At 58.3% G+C, this 15,772-nt stretch carries 18 protein-coding genes and 1 tRNA gene; 14 read left to right on the top strand and 5 right to left on the bottom strand.

From position 1 onward, the window contains the following. Positions 1–20 precede the first annotated feature (20 nt). The 3 genes from K3767_RS05260 to K3767_RS05250 are packed head-to-tail and all read left to right on the top strand — an operon-like array spanning position 21 to position 3,748. Entirely contained in the window at positions 21–506 is a 486-nt protein-coding gene (locus K3767_RS05260) for a hypothetical protein (RefSeq protein ID WP_221172521.1), read from the top strand. After that, positions 469–3,057 (top strand): DNA polymerase I, encoded by a 2,589-nt coding sequence (gene polA / locus K3767_RS05255; RefSeq protein WP_221172520.1) that lies wholly within the window; start codon positions 469–471, stop codon positions 3,055–3,057. The genes K3767_RS05260 and polA overlap by 38 nt, the downstream gene beginning before the upstream one ends. Position 3,058: 1 nt before the next feature. After that, a complete protein-coding gene (locus K3767_RS05250; protein ID WP_221172519.1) occupies positions 3,059–3,748 on the top strand; it encodes a PilZ domain-containing protein in 690 nt (229 codons plus the stop codon). On the opposite strand, the gene K3767_RS05245 is transcribed toward K3767_RS05250, so the two are convergent. The 5 genes from K3767_RS05245 to K3767_RS05225 form a co-directional block, all read right to left on the bottom strand. Then, positions 3,745–4,719: an SIS domain-containing protein gene (locus K3767_RS05245; protein ID WP_221172518.1), complete on the bottom strand. Its 975-nt coding sequence runs from the start codon at positions 4,717–4,719 to the stop codon at positions 3,745–3,747. The genes K3767_RS05250 and K3767_RS05245 overlap by 4 nt on opposite strands. Positions 4,720–5,488: 769 nt before the next feature. Further along, positions 5,489–5,565, bottom strand: a tRNA-Pro gene (locus K3767_RS05240). Between the two features lie 53 nt (positions 5,566–5,618). Further along, a complete protein-coding gene (locus tag K3767_RS05235; protein ID WP_221172517.1) occupies positions 5,619–6,098 on the bottom strand; it encodes a DUF1992 domain-containing protein in 480 nt (159 codons plus the stop codon). After that, a complete protein-coding gene (locus K3767_RS05230) occupies positions 6,095–6,751 on the bottom strand; it encodes a tetratricopeptide repeat protein (protein WP_221172516.1) in 657 nt (218 codons plus the stop codon). The genes K3767_RS05235 and K3767_RS05230 overlap by 4 nt, the downstream gene beginning before the upstream one ends. A gap of 2 nt (positions 6,752–6,753) precedes the next feature. After that, complete coding sequence (locus K3767_RS05225; protein ID WP_221172515.1) at positions 6,754–7,233, bottom strand: flavin reductase family protein; 480 nt, start codon at positions 7,231–7,233, stop codon at positions 6,754–6,756. A 119-nt stretch (positions 7,234–7,352) separates the two neighbouring features. Here K3767_RS05225 and K3767_RS05220 point away from each other — a divergent pair, with 119 nt between their 5' ends. From K3767_RS05220 to K3767_RS05170, 11 genes are read left to right on the top strand one after another with little or no spacing between them, the layout of a single operon-like run. Next, positions 7,353–9,128 (top strand): chloride channel protein, encoded by a 1,776-nt coding sequence (locus tag K3767_RS05220; protein WP_221172514.1) that lies wholly within the window; start codon positions 7,353–7,355, stop codon positions 9,126–9,128. Positions 9,129–9,152: 24 nt separating this feature from the next. Then, positions 9,153–10,133: a PhoH family protein gene (locus K3767_RS05215; RefSeq protein ID WP_221172513.1), complete on the top strand. Its 981-nt coding sequence runs from the start codon at positions 9,153–9,155 to the stop codon at positions 10,131–10,133. After that, positions 10,123–11,154, top strand: coding sequence for a molybdopterin-binding protein (locus K3767_RS05210; protein WP_221172512.1), 1,032 nt, complete (start codon positions 10,123–10,125; stop codon positions 11,152–11,154). The genes K3767_RS05215 and K3767_RS05210 overlap by 11 nt, the downstream gene beginning before the upstream one ends. Then, on the top strand, positions 11,155–11,451 hold the full coding sequence (locus tag K3767_RS05205; RefSeq protein ID WP_221172511.1) for a YggT family protein: 297 nt from the start codon (positions 11,155–11,157) through the stop codon (positions 11,449–11,451). After that, positions 11,448–11,933: a DivIVA domain-containing protein gene (locus K3767_RS05200; RefSeq protein ID WP_221172510.1), complete on the top strand. Its 486-nt coding sequence runs from the start codon at positions 11,448–11,450 to the stop codon at positions 11,931–11,933. Before K3767_RS05205 ends, K3767_RS05200 begins: the two co-directional genes overlap by 4 nt. Continuing rightward, entirely contained in the window at positions 11,857–12,144 is a 288-nt protein-coding gene (locus tag K3767_RS05195; protein WP_221172509.1) for a DUF167 domain-containing protein, read from the top strand. Before K3767_RS05200 ends, K3767_RS05195 begins: the two co-directional genes overlap by 77 nt. Further along, positions 12,141–12,794 carry an HAD family phosphatase gene (locus K3767_RS05190; protein WP_221172508.1) on the top strand — a complete coding sequence of 218 codons (654 nt, stop codon included), beginning with the start codon at positions 12,141–12,143 and terminating at the stop codon, positions 12,792–12,794. Before K3767_RS05195 ends, K3767_RS05190 begins: the two co-directional genes overlap by 4 nt. Then, positions 12,781–13,707, top strand: a complete 927-nt coding sequence (locus K3767_RS05185; protein WP_221172507.1) for an RsmB/NOP family class I SAM-dependent RNA methyltransferase — start codon at positions 12,781–12,783, stop codon at positions 13,705–13,707. Before K3767_RS05190 ends, K3767_RS05185 begins: the two co-directional genes overlap by 14 nt. After that, positions 13,704–14,174 carry a hypothetical protein gene (locus tag K3767_RS05180; protein ID WP_221172506.1) on the top strand — a complete coding sequence of 157 codons (471 nt, stop codon included), beginning with the start codon at positions 13,704–13,706 and terminating at the stop codon, positions 14,172–14,174. The genes K3767_RS05185 and K3767_RS05180 overlap by 4 nt, the downstream gene beginning before the upstream one ends. 53 nt (positions 14,175–14,227) lie before the next feature. Continuing rightward, positions 14,228–14,389 (top strand): twin-arginine translocase TatA/TatE family subunit, encoded by a 162-nt coding sequence (gene tatA / locus K3767_RS05175; protein ID WP_221172505.1) that lies wholly within the window; start codon positions 14,228–14,230, stop codon positions 14,387–14,389. Continuing rightward, positions 14,386–15,669: a cytochrome c biogenesis protein ResB gene (locus tag K3767_RS05170; RefSeq protein WP_221172504.1), complete on the top strand. Its 1,284-nt coding sequence runs from the start codon at positions 14,386–14,388 to the stop codon at positions 15,667–15,669. The genes tatA and K3767_RS05170 overlap by 4 nt, the downstream gene beginning before the upstream one ends. Positions 15,670–15,772 lie beyond the last annotated feature (103 nt).

Genomic DNA, 15,772 nt, shown 5'->3' with positions numbered 1-15,772 from the left:
AGTCTGCGAGGAGGTTTCGAATGGGCGGAAGAAGTCGTAAGTCGGTTCTGCGCCAGAAGCTGGCCAAGTATTACCGGGAGAGGGAGAACCCCCTGGCCCTCATGTCCCTTCAGGAGACCATCATCCGGAGGCACAAGGATCGTTACGATCTCATCCAGCAGAATCTGGCCTATCTTCAGGGGGAGGCGCCTCCGCCGGCCGAGGAGAGGCGGGTCTCCAGGCTCACCATAAGGAAATTCACCGGTGAGCCGGACAAGAAGTTCCTGAACCGGGCCTTTTACGAGGTCCTCTATCCCATTACCATGGAATATCGCTACATGCCCCTTCACGCCATCTTCCTCTGGTATCTCCAGGCCCTGGAGATGGTTTACGGGGAAAAGCTCAACAAAACCCACCTCAATCGGCTTCAGAAGTGGATCCTCAGGTGGCTCACCACCATGACCCCTGAGGAAGAGATGAATCTCAAAAGTGAGATCGTCACCTGGATCCTCAATCGTTTTACCTAAGGCCGGTGAGGGCCCGGTAGTCTATCTGATTGACGGCACCACCTTTGTCTACCGGGCCCATTACGCGGTAAAGGAGTTCCTCTCTACCTCCTGGGGTCTTCCCACCAAGGCGATCTATGTCTTTACCCGCATGTTGCTGCGGGTGCTGCGAGAGCTTCAGCCGGAATACCTGGCCCTGTGTCTGGACGAAAAGGCTCCCACCTTCAGGCACGAGGCCTTCCGGGACTACAAGGCCCATCGTCCCCCCATGCCCGACGAGCTTGCGGTGCAGATTCCCTACATACGGGAGATAGCCGAGGCTCTGGGGGTGCGCGTCCTCAGCGTGCCGGGCTACGAGGCCGACGACCTCATCGCCACCCTGGCCACGAAACTTCCCAATCCGGTGCTCATCATCGCCGGCGACCGGGATCTCTTTTCCCTGGTGAGCGACCGGGTCTATGTGTGGGATCCGCTCCGGGAAAGGATCATTGATCCCGCGGAGGTGGAAAGGCGCTACGGGGTGCCCCCGGAGAAGATGCCGGAATTGCGGGCCCTTTCCGGAGACGCCAGCGACAACATTCCCGGAGTAAAGGGGATCGGGGAAAAGACCGCCGCCACCCTTATCCGCACCTTCGGTTCGGTGGAAGACCTTTACGCCCGGCTCTCCGAGGTGACCCCGGCCCGGGTCCGCAGGCTCCTGGAGGAGGGACGCGAGTCCGCGTTCCTTTCCCGGAAACTGGTGGAACTGGAGACCTCGGCCCCGGTGCCTCTGGCCCTGGAGGAATATCGTCTGCGCGAGCCCGACTATTCCCGTCTGAGGGAGCTCTTCGTGAGACTCGAGTTTCGCAAGCTCCTCTCCGAGCTTCCCCCCTCAAGGGATCTCTCCGGTCCGGTCAATGAGGTCGCGGAGATCCCCCCGGAGGTCCGGGAAACCGAACGGGTGGCCCTCTGGGTTTCCGAAGGAGAAGGTCTTTTCGGTAGGGGATCCGTTTCCGGTGTGGCCCTGGCCCTTCCCGGAGCAGTCTTTCTCCTGCCCCCGGAAGGGCTCACGGCCCTGAGGGATCTCTTTTCCCGGGAGGATTGCGTTTGCGTGGTCTACGATTTCAAAAACCTGTGCCATCTTATGGGGGAGGCTCCGGAGTTTTCCGGGGAGGTCTTTGATGTAAGGCTTGCGGCCTGGTTGCTTGACCCGATCCGTAAGGGATACGAGCTTGAGGAACTGGCCGCGGAGCGCCTGGGGGTGAGGATGTCTCCGGACCCGGACAGAGGCGGTATGGCGGAGCGGGCCCGGGCCCTTCTCGAACTCTATCCCCTCCTGAGGGAGTCCCTTTCGGAGGCCGGTCTGGAACGCCTCCTTTTCGAGGTGGAGGTTCCCCTGGCCCCGGTGCTCTTCAGGATGGAGCGAACGGGCATCCGCGTGGATCGGGACTATCTGCGGGAATGGTCCGGGAGACTTCGCGAAGAACTGCGGACCCTTGAGGAGGAGGCCTTTCGGCTGGCCGGGGAACCCTTCAACCTCCGTTCCGGGCGGGAACTTTCCCGGATTCTCTTCCAGAAGCTGGGACTGCCCCGGGGCAAACGCACGCCCAAGGGCACGGGTTATTCCACGGATGTGGAGGTGCTTTCGGAGCTGGCCCCGCTTCATCCCCTTCCGCGGGTGCTCCTTCGCTATCGCACCGTGCACAAGATCCTTTCCACCTATGTGGAACCGCTCCTGCGCCTCGCGGACCCCGCCACCGGGCGGGTCCACACCACCTTTCACCAGACCGGAACGGCCACGGGTCGGCTCTCCTCCTCGGATCCCAATCTTCAGAACATTCCCGTAAAGGGCGAGGAGGGGCAGGCCATGCGCCGGGCCTTCGTGGCCGAGGAGGGCTGGGTGCTCCTTTCGGCGGATTATTCTCAGCTCGAGCTCCGGCTGCTGGCTCACTTCTCCGGAGACGAGAATCTGCGGAGAGCCTTTGCGGAGGGGCACGACATTCATGCCGCCACCGCCGCCGAGATCTTCGGGGTCTCGCCGGGGGAGGTCACTCCGGAGATGCGACGCTTGGCCAAGGTGATCAACTTTGGTATTGCTTACGGTATGAGCCCTTACGGCCTTTCCAGGGAACTCGACATAGACTTCAAGCAGGCCAAGGCTTTCATAGAGCGCTATTTCGAAAGGTATCCCGGGGTGAAACGCTACATGGAAGAGGTGGTAGCCGAGGCCCGGGATAAGGGGTTCGTGAAAACCATTCTCGGCCGGCGGCGTCCCATTCCCGGTCTTTTCAGCCGGGAAAAGGGCGTGCGGGAGTTTGCCGAGCGCACGGCCATCAACACTCCCATACAGGGTTCCGGGGCCGATCTGGTGAAGCTGGCCATGCTGGCCATAGACCGTCGTCTGAGAGAGGGGAGACTCCGGGCCAGGCTCCTTCTTCAGGTCCACGACGAGTTGCTCTTCGAGGTGCCTCAGGAGGAGGTTGAAGAGGTCAGCGCCCTGGTCCGAAAAGAGATGGAAGAGGTTTATCCCCTGAGCGTGCCGCTAAGGGTGAATCTGGCCGTGGGTAAGAACTGGGCGGAGGCCAAGGCCTGAGATGTGGGAACCCTGGGAGGGTGGCTACGAGGTAAATAAGGACCCAGCTCACATCGAGGTCCTGCTTCAGGATCTCAAGAAAATGGGTTACTGGGTGATTTTCGTGAGCGGGAGGTTTCGTTCCGGTCCCACCCTTCTTCTTCATGTACTGGAGGATCGACTCGTCTTTGACTACCCCCGCCCCTGGGCCCCGGGTCTCGGCACGGCCCGGGTCATCTATCGCGATAACACCAACATCGAACACTTTTTCCGCGTGGACATCCTCAAAGAGGACACCCAGAATCGATACATCTTTACCACCCGTCCCACCGCCATCTTCCGGCTGGAACGACGAATGTACTATCGCGTCCCCACGCCGCCCGGTTCAAAGGCGCAGTTCAAGTGGAAGGATAAGGAACTGACGGGAGAGATTTTAAACCTCAGTGCCGGAGGTCTGGCCCTTCTCCGTCCCAATCTCAGAGTGCCTGAAAGAGAGATTCTCCTGGAGGGGAAACTCGATCTTCTGCTTTCGGCCAGCCGCCCCTTCGGTCAGATAGAGATCCCGCGAGCCGAGGTGGTTCGGGCTCAGGAATCCCCCGATGGCTTGCTTCTGGGGGTTAAGTTCCACATCAACGAAAGGAAACGCCAAGAACTGATGCAGTACATCATCCGGCGGGAAATCGAAATCCGCAAGGCCAAGGCCGAGGGCTAAACCGTAAACTTGAAGCTTCCCTTCCCCAGAATGTCGTGCAGGTGAAGGATTCCCACCAGGCGTTCGTCGCTGTCCACAACCGGAAGGACGGTAATCAGGTGTTTTTCCATGAGATCCAGGGCTTCGGAGGCCAGCCGGTCCTTATCTATGCGTTTGGGATCCGGGGTCATGATCTCCTCCACGCGCACCCCTTCGAGGCTTCCCCGGCGGACCAGCGTCCTTCGCAGATCACCGTCGGTGATAATCCCCTTAAGCCGATCCCGTTCGTCCAGGATCAGGATACAGCCCAGGCGCTTGCGGTCCATCTCCGGGAGGGCCTCGGTCATGAGGGTACCCATTCGGGTGAGGGGAATGCGGTCGCCGGTGAGCATAATCTCGGCCACGCGCACCTTGAGCCGCTCCCCCAGGGAGCCTCCGGGGTGATTGCGCCGGAAGTCCTCCGGTCCGAAGCCCCGGGCCTCGGCCAGGGCCACGGCCAGGGCGTCGCCCACCGCCAGGGCCGCGGTGGTGCTTGCGGTGGGGGCGAGGTCGTAGGGACAGGCCTCCCGCGGCACCCCCACATCGATGACCACATCGGCAAGGCCAGCCAGCGGTGAGTCCGGATTTCCGGTGAGGGCGATGGCGCGGACTCCCCTCCCCTTAAGGACGCGCACGATGAGGTTTACCTCCTCGGTGCGCCCGGAATTGGAAAGGGCCAGCAACACATCCTCCGGGGTCACCATGCCGAGGTCTCCGTGAAGGGCCTCGGCGGGATGGAGAAAGAAGGAAGGGGTGCCGGTGGAGGAGAGGGTGGCGGATATCTTGCGGCCAATGAGACCGCTTTTTCCGAGCCCGGTTACCACCACCCGACCTCTGGAGGATAGAACCAGTCGCACCGCTTCCTCAAAGGAGGCTCCCAGCTTTTTCTCTACTGTACACAGTCCCTCGATCTCTACCCGGAGGACCCTCCTGGCCGTCTCGAGCACACTCATGTGCTCAAATATACCCCTTTTTGCCAACCTGGCATTATCCTTTGGCCCTTCCCCTATCCCTCCTCCCGGAGGGGGGACAAGTTCCCTCCCCCTGACCCCCTCCCGGAGGGAGGGGGAACCAGGTTCCCTCCCCCTCTGGGGGAGGGTTGGGGAGGGGGAGTTGAAGTGGACCCCGAAATTTGGACAGTGTGGTAAGGTGAAAAAATCAGACAAAGTAGGGGTCCAATGTCCAGGAAAAAGTTCAAGAGGTATTATCCGGAATTTAAGGCCAGGGTAGCCCTTGAGGCTCTGAGGGAAGAGAAGTCCCTTGCGGAGCTGGCTGCGCAATTTTAATATGCCCCGAAATTTGGACCACCTGGAATGTTAGGGTCTTTACTCATCGCTGTCATTTTCTGAACCACCCTCCCTTCCTTATGACCTCCCTCACCCTGTACGCTACCGCCCCCTCAGTATCGGTCGCCTGTACTTAGTTACCCACACTATGTGCAAGTGAATCTTGTAAACACTATGATTACCATGCCTGTAATCTCCCATTATGTCCGCATTCTATCATGCTCAAGCTTTCGCCTAAAGGCGAGGGTTTTAACCCTCCCCAAGTGGGACAATAAAAATCGCGAATAATTGCCCAAAATCGGGGATGGATTTTTAAGAAACTCGCCTTATTGAAAATGAATTGCAGCGAAATTTTTACGACTTACTGGGAAGTTAGAGAATAGGTGCCCCAGGCGGAAAATTGTGCTTCGTAAGTCCTCAAGAAATCGTTAATTTTTGGTCGGGGCGGCAGGATTTGAACCTGCGACCCCTGACTCCCGAAGCCAGTGCTCTGCCAGGCTGAGCTACGCCCCGACCGACCTTAAGCTTAAACCGGCTCAGAAGCCTGTCAAGACAGGAGCGTTGGGCTAGAAAACCTTACGGGATGTGCGCACCAGACGGGATAGACCCAGACGATGCGAAAGACCGCTCCAGTCGATGGCCTTCTTCCGCCTTTCCGATTTTCGAAGGCGCGCCACCCTTTCCGCCACCAGCCGATAGTAGCGGGAGTCTTCCTCCAGAAGAACGGAAGTCCCGCGCAACTCTTTTAACTCGAGCAGGAGGAATTCCAGGCGGCGCATGACCCGATACTGTTCCTCCACCTCCTCCTCCCCCAGACTCTCCAGGAGGTCCTCCAGGGTGCGAATCTCCCTCTTGAGTTCCAGCTCCGGCGGGACGAACCCGGCGTTCTTGAGGATCTTGTAGGCCAGGCGAACCTCTTCCGGGACAAAGCTCAGGTCCTCCATCTGAATAGGGCACCCCTTGCCCGGAAGATCGTCAAATTCTCCGTTCCGGATGGCCTCCTGAATGCGTTCCTCAGCCAGACGCTGAAAGACGAGAAGGCTCATGATCCCGGGGAAGCCAGCCTTTTCTTTATCTCGTTAAGTTTGTACTCCACGAAGTTAAGTCCCCCGGAGGGAGGTCTGGTCTTGAGGTACTTCCGGTAATACTCCAGGGCCTTACGGTAATCCTTAAGGGCTTCGTAGGCCCGGGCCAGATCGGCATAAACGATTTCCCCGGCGTAGGGAGCCTCCTTCAGGACCTTTTCGTAAAGGCGCACCGACTCCTTCACTCGCCCCTGGGTTTCGCGGAGATAGGCTTCTCCCAGGAGCACGGAGGTCTTAACCTCTCCCCGGTTTTCCCTCTCGATCTTCTTGAGTGCGGGGAGAAGTTTTTCCGGCGCAAGGGTGGACAGATCTCTTTCCCAGAGATTGAGTCTGGCCTCTCTGGCCGCCACCGTCCCCGGATAACGCTTGACCAGCTCTTCGAGTTTACGAAAGGCCTGGTTACGATCCTTCAACGACAAAGCCTGTGCGTAAAGGAGAGCCGCCTTCCCTTCTCGCCGATTCTGATACATCCGGTAGCCGGACCAGAAAGAAAGCAAAAGGATAAGCCCCACCACGGCGGCCACGATCTCGCGAAGGTGAGCCCGGGCGGCCCGCACCCACTTTTCGTGAAGAACTAGAAGCTCCTCGCCGGCTGAGGTCTCCTTATCCGTCATCTTCAGGCCTCCACCCCGCCGAAGTAATCGTCCCACCGAAAGAGGAGAGGCTTGGCTCCCTCCACCTGGACCGCATAGTCCCCTACCTCACCCACAAACAGCACATGATCCCCTACCTCACAGGTGGAAACCACGGTACATTCGAAGTAGGCGATGGCGCTCTTGAGCACGGGTGAGCCCTTCAGCGCGTTCAAATAGGGTACCCCCGCGAACTTATCCACCTCTCTTCCGGACTTGAAACCGAAGTGCCGCGCCAGATCCACCTGGTCGTCTCCCAGAACATTTATGCAAAACACCCCTGATTCCTTGAGCAACTCGTAGGTGTAACGTTCGGGGGCTATGGCCACCGCCAGGAGCCGGGGCCGAAAGGAGACCTGGCTGACCCAGGCCGCGGTCATCCCGTTGATTTTGTCCCCGTGACGCACCGTGATTACGAAAACACCCTGGGGAATGTACTGCGAAATGGTTCTCTGAAGACCCATGAAACACCCCCTCCTCCACGATCTCGTTTTTAGAGCATACCTAAAGCTCGAATTACAATCAAGTCGTTGAGTGTTCGCTAATAATATAGTAGTAAAGGAGGGCCAGGAGGGCGTGGGAGTTGAAGAGAAAACAGGTTCGGCTCCTTATCGATGCAATTCTTCTCGGAGTGGTAGGGGCCGTGGTGGCCCGTTTCTTTAGTCTCATGGTGGATTTCTCGCAGGAGTTGTTCCTGGGAAAAATCGCCCTCTATCACCCTCCGGGACTCCCCAATGAAGGTGGTATCCCTCGGGAAATAATCGGTCCCTACGGAAGGACCCTCGTTCCCCTGGTCACCACCTTGGGAGGCTTTTTTTCGGGACTGGTGGTCTATCTCCTGGCCCCGGAAGCCCGGGGGCACGGAACCGAGGCTGCCATTAAGGCCTTTCACTTTCTCGAGGGACACATTCGGGCCAGGGTCCCCTGGATCAAAATGGTGGCCTCGGCCATTACCCTGGGATCCGGGGGTTCTGCCGGAAGGGAAGGGCCGGCCTCACAGATCGGAGCCGGAGTGGGCTCCTTTTACGGGCGTCTGACCCGTCGCCCCCCCCACGAAAGGCGTCTCCTTCTCCTTATGGGGATGAGCGCGGCTCTTTCGGCCATCTTCCGCTCCCCCATGGGCACGGCCTTCTTCGCCGTGGAGGTCCTTTACAGTCAAATAGAATTCGAAACCCAGGCCCTCATCTACTGTATCTTTTCAGCGGGGGTGGCCTACCTCCTGACCGGATTCATGGTGGGATGGGAACCTCTGTTTCGCCTGCCCGGAGATATCTCGGTTACCTCTCTGGATCAATATTTGAGTTTCCTGGTTCTGGGACTAATGGCCGGAATCATAGGAACCCTTACCCCGGTCGTCTTTCATTACACCACCGAGGCCTTTGATCGCCTTCCCTTTCCCCTTTATTTGCGTGCCGCTCTTGGGGGGCTCCTGGTGGGAGTTATGGGGCTGGCCCTGCCCCAGGTTCTGGGTATCGGATACGGCTGGTTACAGAAAGCCATTGATGGTGAACTCCCCGGGAACCTGATGCTCATCATCTGTTTGGCCAAAATACTGGCTTTTTCCATCACCATCGGCTCGGGAGGCTCCGGAGGAGACTTCGCTCCCACCCTGGTGGTGGGGGGGATGCTGGGAGGATTTGTGGCTCACCTTTTCCATCAATCCCCGGCTCCCTATGTGGTTATAGGAATGGCCTCGGTCTTCGGAGCCGCGGCCCGGGCCCCCATGGCCAACATCTTCATCGTCCTGGAGATCACGGGGGCCTTCGGACTCATGCCCGCCGCTGCCCTCTCGGTAATGCTGGCCTATATAGTTCAGATCACCCTATCGTCCCCTCTCCGGGTGAAAAGTCTCTATCACTCTCAGGTACCGAGTCGAGTCCACTCCCCGGCCCATCGGGGAGAATTTTTCACCGACATCCTGGCCGACATCAAAGTGAAGGACATCTTCCGACCGGAAAAGGTCTATGCCGTGGTGCCCGAGGACATGACCCTCCGCCAGTTCGTTACCCTCTTCGGACGCACCGAACAGCAATACTTTCCGGTGGTGGACTCCGAGGGATTCCTTTCCGGGATCTTCTCCATAAACGATGTGCGTCCCTATCTTCTCAACGAGCACCTCTGGGACATCGTCATCATCAGAGACATAGCCCGAAGAGATGTCATCACCACTCACCCGGAAGAGGACATCAACACCGTGCTCCGCAAGTTCACCGTACGGAACATTGACCAGCTTCCGGTGGTGAAAACCGACGATCCGCGCATCTTTCTGGGGATGATCAGTCGCCGCGAGGTCATAAACTTTTACAACCGACAGCTGGAAAGGATGCGCCGGGCTGAAAGTTTGCCCTATGTGGTGTAAAATAAACCCAAAAACCCGAGGGAGGTGCATAAGACTTTGACCACCACTCTGGAGCGCACCTTTGAGGATTACAAGCTGGCCCGCAGCCTTTTCGGGGAAAGAGGGGCCCATCTAAAGGCCCTGGAGAAGGCCTTCCGCGTCCAGATCACCGCCCGGGGCAACCAGGTCATGATTACCGGGGATCCCCTGGACGCGGAACTGGCCGACCGGGTCTTCGAGGAACTCTACGGTTTGCTCAAGGCCGGCTACACCCTCTATCCCAGTGATGTGGAGTACGCGGCCCGAATACTTGCGGAGAATCCCCGGGCCAACCTGAAGGAAATTTTTCTGGATACCGTTTTCGTGACCTCCGGGCGCAAGGTCATCACCCCCAAGGGGATCACCCAGAAGCGCTACATCGAGGCCATAAGGACTCACGACATCGTCTTCGGGGTGGGGCCGGCCGGAACCGGGAAGACCTATCTGGCCATGGCCATGGCTATCTCCTTTCTCATGAAGGGTGAGGTTTCCCGGATCGTGCTGGTGCGTCCGGCGGTGGAGGCGGGGGAAAAACTGGGATACCTCCCGGGCGACCTGGTGGAAAAGGTTAATCCCTACCTGCGGCCTCTTTACGACGCCCTTTACGACATGCTTCCCTTCGACAAGGCTTCCCGCCTTCTCCAGAAAGGGGTCATCGAGGTGGCCCCGCTGGCCTTCATGCGGGGAAGGACCCTTAACGAGGCCTTCATCATCCTGGACGAGGCCCAGAACACCACCTCCGATCAGATGAAGATGTTCCTCACCCGGCTGGGGTTCAACTCCCGGGCGGTGATCACGGGAGACATCACCCAGATCGACCTGCCGGATCCGAAGCGTTCCGGTCTGGTGGAGGCGGTGGAGATTCTGCGGGGCGTGGAGGGGATAGCCTTCGTGTTCTTCAGCAAAAAGGATGTGGTACGGCATCCCCTGGTGCAGCGCATCATCGAGGCTTACGAAAAGAAGGAGGAGCGCGCGCATGAGGGCTAGGACCATCCCGGTGGAGGAGGCGGTGGGGATGGTCCTGCCCCACGATGTCACCGAAATCCGTCCGGGGGAGTTCAAGGGGCCGGCCTTCCGGAAGGGCCATGTGATCCGGCCGGAGGATATTCCGCACCTCAAGCGGCTGGGCAAGGAACACATCTATGTGCTGGAAATGGAGCCCGGTGAGCTTCACGAGGACGAGGCGGCCCTGCGGCTGGCCCGGGCCGTGGCCGGAGAGGGAGTGGGTTTTACGGAGGAGGTTCGGGAGGGAAAGGTGACCTTCTTCGCCGAAAGAGAGGGACTTTTCAAGGTGGATGTGGAGGCCCTCTACCGCATCAACCTCCTGGGAGAAATAGCCCTCACCACCCGACACGGGAACTTCTGGGTCAAAAAGGGGGAAAAGCTTGCCGGGGGCCGGGCCATTCCCCTGGTGGTGAGGGAGGAATTGCTCGCCCGGGTGGAGGAGGTGGCGGAAGCGAGTCCCGGCGTGCTGCGGGTTCTCCCCAGAGCAATGTCCCGGGCCGGGCTGGTCATCACCGGAAACGAGGTCTATTACGGCCGCATCCGGGACGCCTTCGCCCCGGTGATGGTTCCCAAACTGGAGGGTTACGGGCTGGAGGTGCTGGGTCCGGTGTTCGTGCCCGACGACCGTACCCGCATCCGGGAGGCCATAACGGGAATGCTCGAGGACGGGGCGGAGGTGGTGCTGGTGACCGGGGGTATGTCCGTGGACCCGGACGATGTGACCCGGGCCGCCATAGCGGATCTCGGCCCCGATCCCCTCACTTACGGAGCCCCGGTGCTTCCGGGAAACATGTTCCTGGTGGCCTATCTGGGAAGGAAAGCCGTACTGGGAGTTCCGGCCTGCGGGATGTATCACGGGGTTACCGTTCTGGATCTGGTGCTCCCCCGGGTGCTCGCCGGGGAGGTGCTCACCCGGAGGGAACTTGCCGCCCTGGGCCACGGCGGTTATTGTCTCCACTGTAAGGAGTGCCGGTTCCCCATCTGTCCTTTCGGGAGGGGTTAAATGTTTGTGCTTTCCTATTTTCTGGCCGCGCTGGCCAAGGTGATCGATCTGGTATTAAACCTCTACCTCTGGATAATCATTATCCGGGCGCTCATCTCCTGGGTGAATCCGGATCCCTTCAATCCCATCGTGCGTTTCCTGTATCAGATAACCGAACCGGTGCTCTGGCGGGTAAGACGGTTTCTTCCTCCCCTGGGGGGGCTCGATCTTTCCCCCCTGATAGTGATCCTGGCCATCGTCTTCCTCCAGCAATTTCTGGTACCCACCCTCTATGAGCTTTCCATGAGGTTGAGATGAAGCTCACCCCCAAAGAAGTCCGGGAAAAGAGTTTCAATGTGGTACCCATCGGGTACAGCCGGGGAGCGGTGCGGGCCTTTCTGGAGGAGGTGGCGGACTTTCTCAAAGAGGTAATCCGGGAGAATCATCAGTTGAAGGACGAATTGAGCCGCAAGGATCGAGAGATTGAGGAGCTTAGGAAGGAGGCCCGGGCCTTCCGGGAGGCCCTCAGGCGTCTGGACGAATTTTCCGAAACGGTGAAGGCCCAGGCCGAGGCCGAGGCGAAAAAAATAGTGGAGGAGGCGGAAAGGGAGGCCCGCCTCATAGAGGAAGACATTGAGCGCCTCTGGAAACTCCGGGAAAAACTTCGTCTGGATCTGCGGGCGCTTCTCTTATCCTATCTGGAACATCTGGAGGAGAGTCTCCGTGTCAGAGGTGGTGAAGGAACATCCCAGGGGAACGATTCTCGCGGTCCATCTTCAACCGAAGGCCAGGAAGACTGAAATCGTCGGAGTACACGGAGGAGCTCTGAAGATAAAGGTGGCCGCTCCTCCGGTGGAAGGTCGGGCCAACCGGGTGCTCCTGGAATTTCTGGCTAAGCGCTTGAAGATCGGTAAAAAAGACCTTACCATCCTTTCCGGGGAAAAGGCCCGGGACAAACGGATACTCATCACGGGAAAGAGTCCGGAGGAGGTGCGGAGGGCCCTTCTATGAAACCGGGCGTACTTTTCGATCTCGACGGGGTATTGCTGGACAGTATGCCCTGGCATGTGAAGGCCTGGCAGGAGGCCTTTCGGGCCCTGGGGCTCGAGGTACCCGAAGAGGCCATCTATCTCCACGAGGGGGCCATCGAACTCGATACCGCCCGAAAGCTCTTCGAAGATCAGGGAGTAAACCCCACGCCGGAGTTTTTCCGGGAGGCCTTCCGCCTCCAGAAAAAGATCTTTACCGAAAAGTACCGCAAAAGGGTAAAACCCTTTCCCGGTGTGGAGGAAGCCCTCCGGGAACTGAAACGGGAGGGCAGACGCCTGGCCCTGGTCACCAGTTCCCATCGGGAGATCCTCGAGGAGGTGCTTCCCGGAGGGTTTCTCGGTTTCTTTGACTTCGTGGTTACCGGGGATCAGGTATCCCGCCGGAAACCCCATCCGGATCCCTACCTAACCGGACTTTCCGGACTGAGGATGAACCGGGAGGAGGCCCTGGCCGTGGAGAACGCCCCGGCCGGAATTCGAGCCGCCAAAGGAGCCGGTCTTCTCTGCGTGGCCATCACCACCACCCTTCCCCCGGAACACCTGAAGGAAGCGGACCTCATCGTGGAGAATCACGAGAGGCTTTTCGGGATCCTGCGAAATGGCCGGATTTGAGACGGCGGATCAATACTTCGAGCGTTATCGGGACATCATACCGGATTACGAGGGTTTTCTCTCCTCCCTTTCTGAACCGCTCCCCCTCTATTTTCGCTTAAACACCCTGAAGATCAGAGACCCGGAACCGGTGCTCCGGGGGCTCCGGCGCCAGGGTTTCGAGGCGGAGCCGGTGGAGGCAGTGCCCTGGTTCTTCCGGGTGGAACCGCGGGAGGCCTCCCTGGGCAACACCGAGGAGTATTACCTGGGGCTCATCTATCCCATGACGCTTTCCAGTTCCCTTCCGGTCTACGCCCTGGACCCCAGGCCGGGGGAACTGATCCTGGATCTCTGCGCCGCCCCGGGAAGCAAGACCACCCAGATGGCCCAGCTTACCGAGGATCGGGCCGTGATCGTGGCCAACGACCGGCGTCTCGACCGCATCACCGCCCTGGTGGCCAACCTCAGACGGCTGGGAGTGGCCTGCGTGGTGACCACCGTTTACCGGGGCGAACAGTACCCCCTGGAGGTAGCCTTCGACAAGGTCCTGGTGGACGCGCCCTGTTCGGGTGAAGGGCGCTACCGGAGGGGCTACGAGGGCGAACTCCTTTATCAAAAGGAGGGACGCACCAACCTCTCGGGGATCCAGAAGGGGCTTCTCGTGCGAGCCTACGATGTGCTCAAACCGGGGGGAATCCTGGTTTACTCCACCTGCACCGTTAATCCCGAAGAAAACGAGGCCGTGGTGGACTATCTGTTGAGAAAACGCCAGGCCGAGGTGCTTTCCTGGGAGGCCCCCCTGCCCTCCCACCCGGGGCTTACCGAATGGGAAGGGCGTCCCTTCCACCCCGATCTCCGAAAGGCCAGAAGATTTTACGCCCATGAAATAGGGGCGGTGGGGTTTTTCGTGGCCAAACTCAGGAGGATCACATGAGCGGCCGGGCGCGAAAAAAGATGGATCCCCGGGCCCGGTGGCCGGTGCCCGTCTCCCAGGAGGAACGACGGAACATCCTGAACTACCTTTCGGATCGCTTCGGTTTTCCTCCGGACTTGTTCGAACCCTACGAATTTCTGGCCACCTCCAAGAATTACTGGCTCTTCGTGCGCACCCCGTATCTCCGGGAACTCACCCGACTCCGCATCCAGACCGCGGGGCTCCTCTTCCTGCGCAAGGTTTCGGGTTATCTGAAACCCACCACCGCCGCCCTTCAGCGATTCGGCCATCAGGCCACCAGAAATATCCTGGAACTTGATCGCTACACCCTGGATCGCCTGCGACTGGAAAAAAAGATTCCCTACGAGAGTGATCTTGAGCCGGGATATGTAATCCTTAAATGCGAGGGGAGAATCTGGGGCTGTGCACTTTATCTTCCCGGAAAGCTTATTTCTCACCTTCCTTGAGGCTCTCCCCTTTACGGTTTAAAATGCCCGGTAAAAGTTCGCGGGAGGATTGAATGTTTGGTATAGGACTTCCGGAATTACTCCTGATTATGTTGATTATAGTCCTGATTTTCGGGGCCTCCCGGCTGCCGGAACTCGGGCGAGGCCTCGGAGAGGGTATCCGGAACTTCAAAAAGTCTCTAAAAGAAAACGCCGAAGAGGAAGGGAAAAAATGAAAAAGCTAGTTGATTTGTTGTCTTCTTTAAGGCTGGCCATCTTCCTTTTTCTGGCTCTGGCCGGGACTTCCATCCTGGGGACCATCATTCCCCAGGGACGGGAACCGGGCTTCTACCTCTCCAGGTACGGAACCTTCTGGGGCAAAATCATTAACTTCCTCTCTCTCTACGATGCCTATCACTCCTGGTGGTATGTAGCCCTTCTCAGTCTGTTCCTGGCCAACCTGATCTTCTGCTCCCTAAAAAGGTTTCCCGTTTCCCTCAGGCTCTTCCGGAAGGACCCTTTTTCCGTGGATCCCGAAAAAATCCCTCTGGCCCGGGAGATTACCGTTCCGGGCTCTCCGGAAGAAATCAAGAAATTTTTAAAAAATTTTCACTTTAAATCCCTAAAAGAGGGAGAGCTCGGCGTTAAAGATCGATATCGCTGGAGTTATTTCGCGGTCTATTTTGTTCACGGCTCCATCATAGTTATCGTGATAGGTGCCCTTATCGGAGCCCTTTTCGGCTATCGCGGTTCCATGAATATTCTGGAGGGAGAGGTCAGCAACAAGGTTTTTCCCTTCAGACGGCATCACGGATTCATAACCCTTCCTTTCCAGATAAAACTCGAAAAGTTCGAGATAGAATTCTATCCCAACGGTGCTCCCAAGGATTATCGTTCTCATGTGAAGATCCTTGACGGAGCCAACAGTTTCGAATACCTCATCCGGGTAAATCACCCCCTGGAGTACCGGGGTATAAAGTTCTATCAGGCTTCCTATCAGGAATACGCCACCATCAGAGTTCGGGTTAAAACCTCCACCGGCAAGGAAAAGGAAATTCTGGTAAAGCCCTTTGAGGACGGTCAGTGGCCGGAGGAGCAGCTCACCATAGGACTTATCCGCTATGCCCGGGCTCACGGGTTCCGTATGGCTCAGGTCTGGATCACCAAGGGAGGCAGCGAACCCCGCATGCTCTGGCTCATTGAGGGACACCGTGAAACGATCTCCTTTTCCCCGGAGAAAGTCTCCCTTACCCTTGTGGGAACCCGGCCCATCTTCATGACCGGATTGCAGGTGAGAAAGGATCCCGGAGCCTTTCTGGTCTATCTGGGATGCGTTTTGATGATTCTCGGGGTATTTGCCACCTTTTTCTGCACTCATCGAAGAATCTGGGTGTACCTGGTCTCCCGGGGCCACGAAACACGCATCATAGCCGGAGGATACAGCAAAAGATACCGGGAGGACCTTCGTCGGGAAATCGAACGGCTCTTGACAAATTTGAAAAGCTCGTTAACTTAAAAGGTGGCTCCTCGAGGGAAGCCCCCCTCATCGTCTCTACCCTCAGACGATACCCACCTCCACCCCCCTTACCCCTCGAGGAGCCACCTTTGATTTCTTGACT

This window comes from Thermosulfurimonas sp. F29 (assembly GCF_019688735.1).
GTDB lineage: Bacteria > Desulfobacterota > Thermodesulfobacteria > Thermodesulfobacteriales > Thermodesulfobacteriaceae > Thermosulfurimonas_A.
The sequence above is the reverse complement of the archived record's forward strand: the minus strand, read 5'-3'. Positions and strand labels throughout refer to the sequence as shown.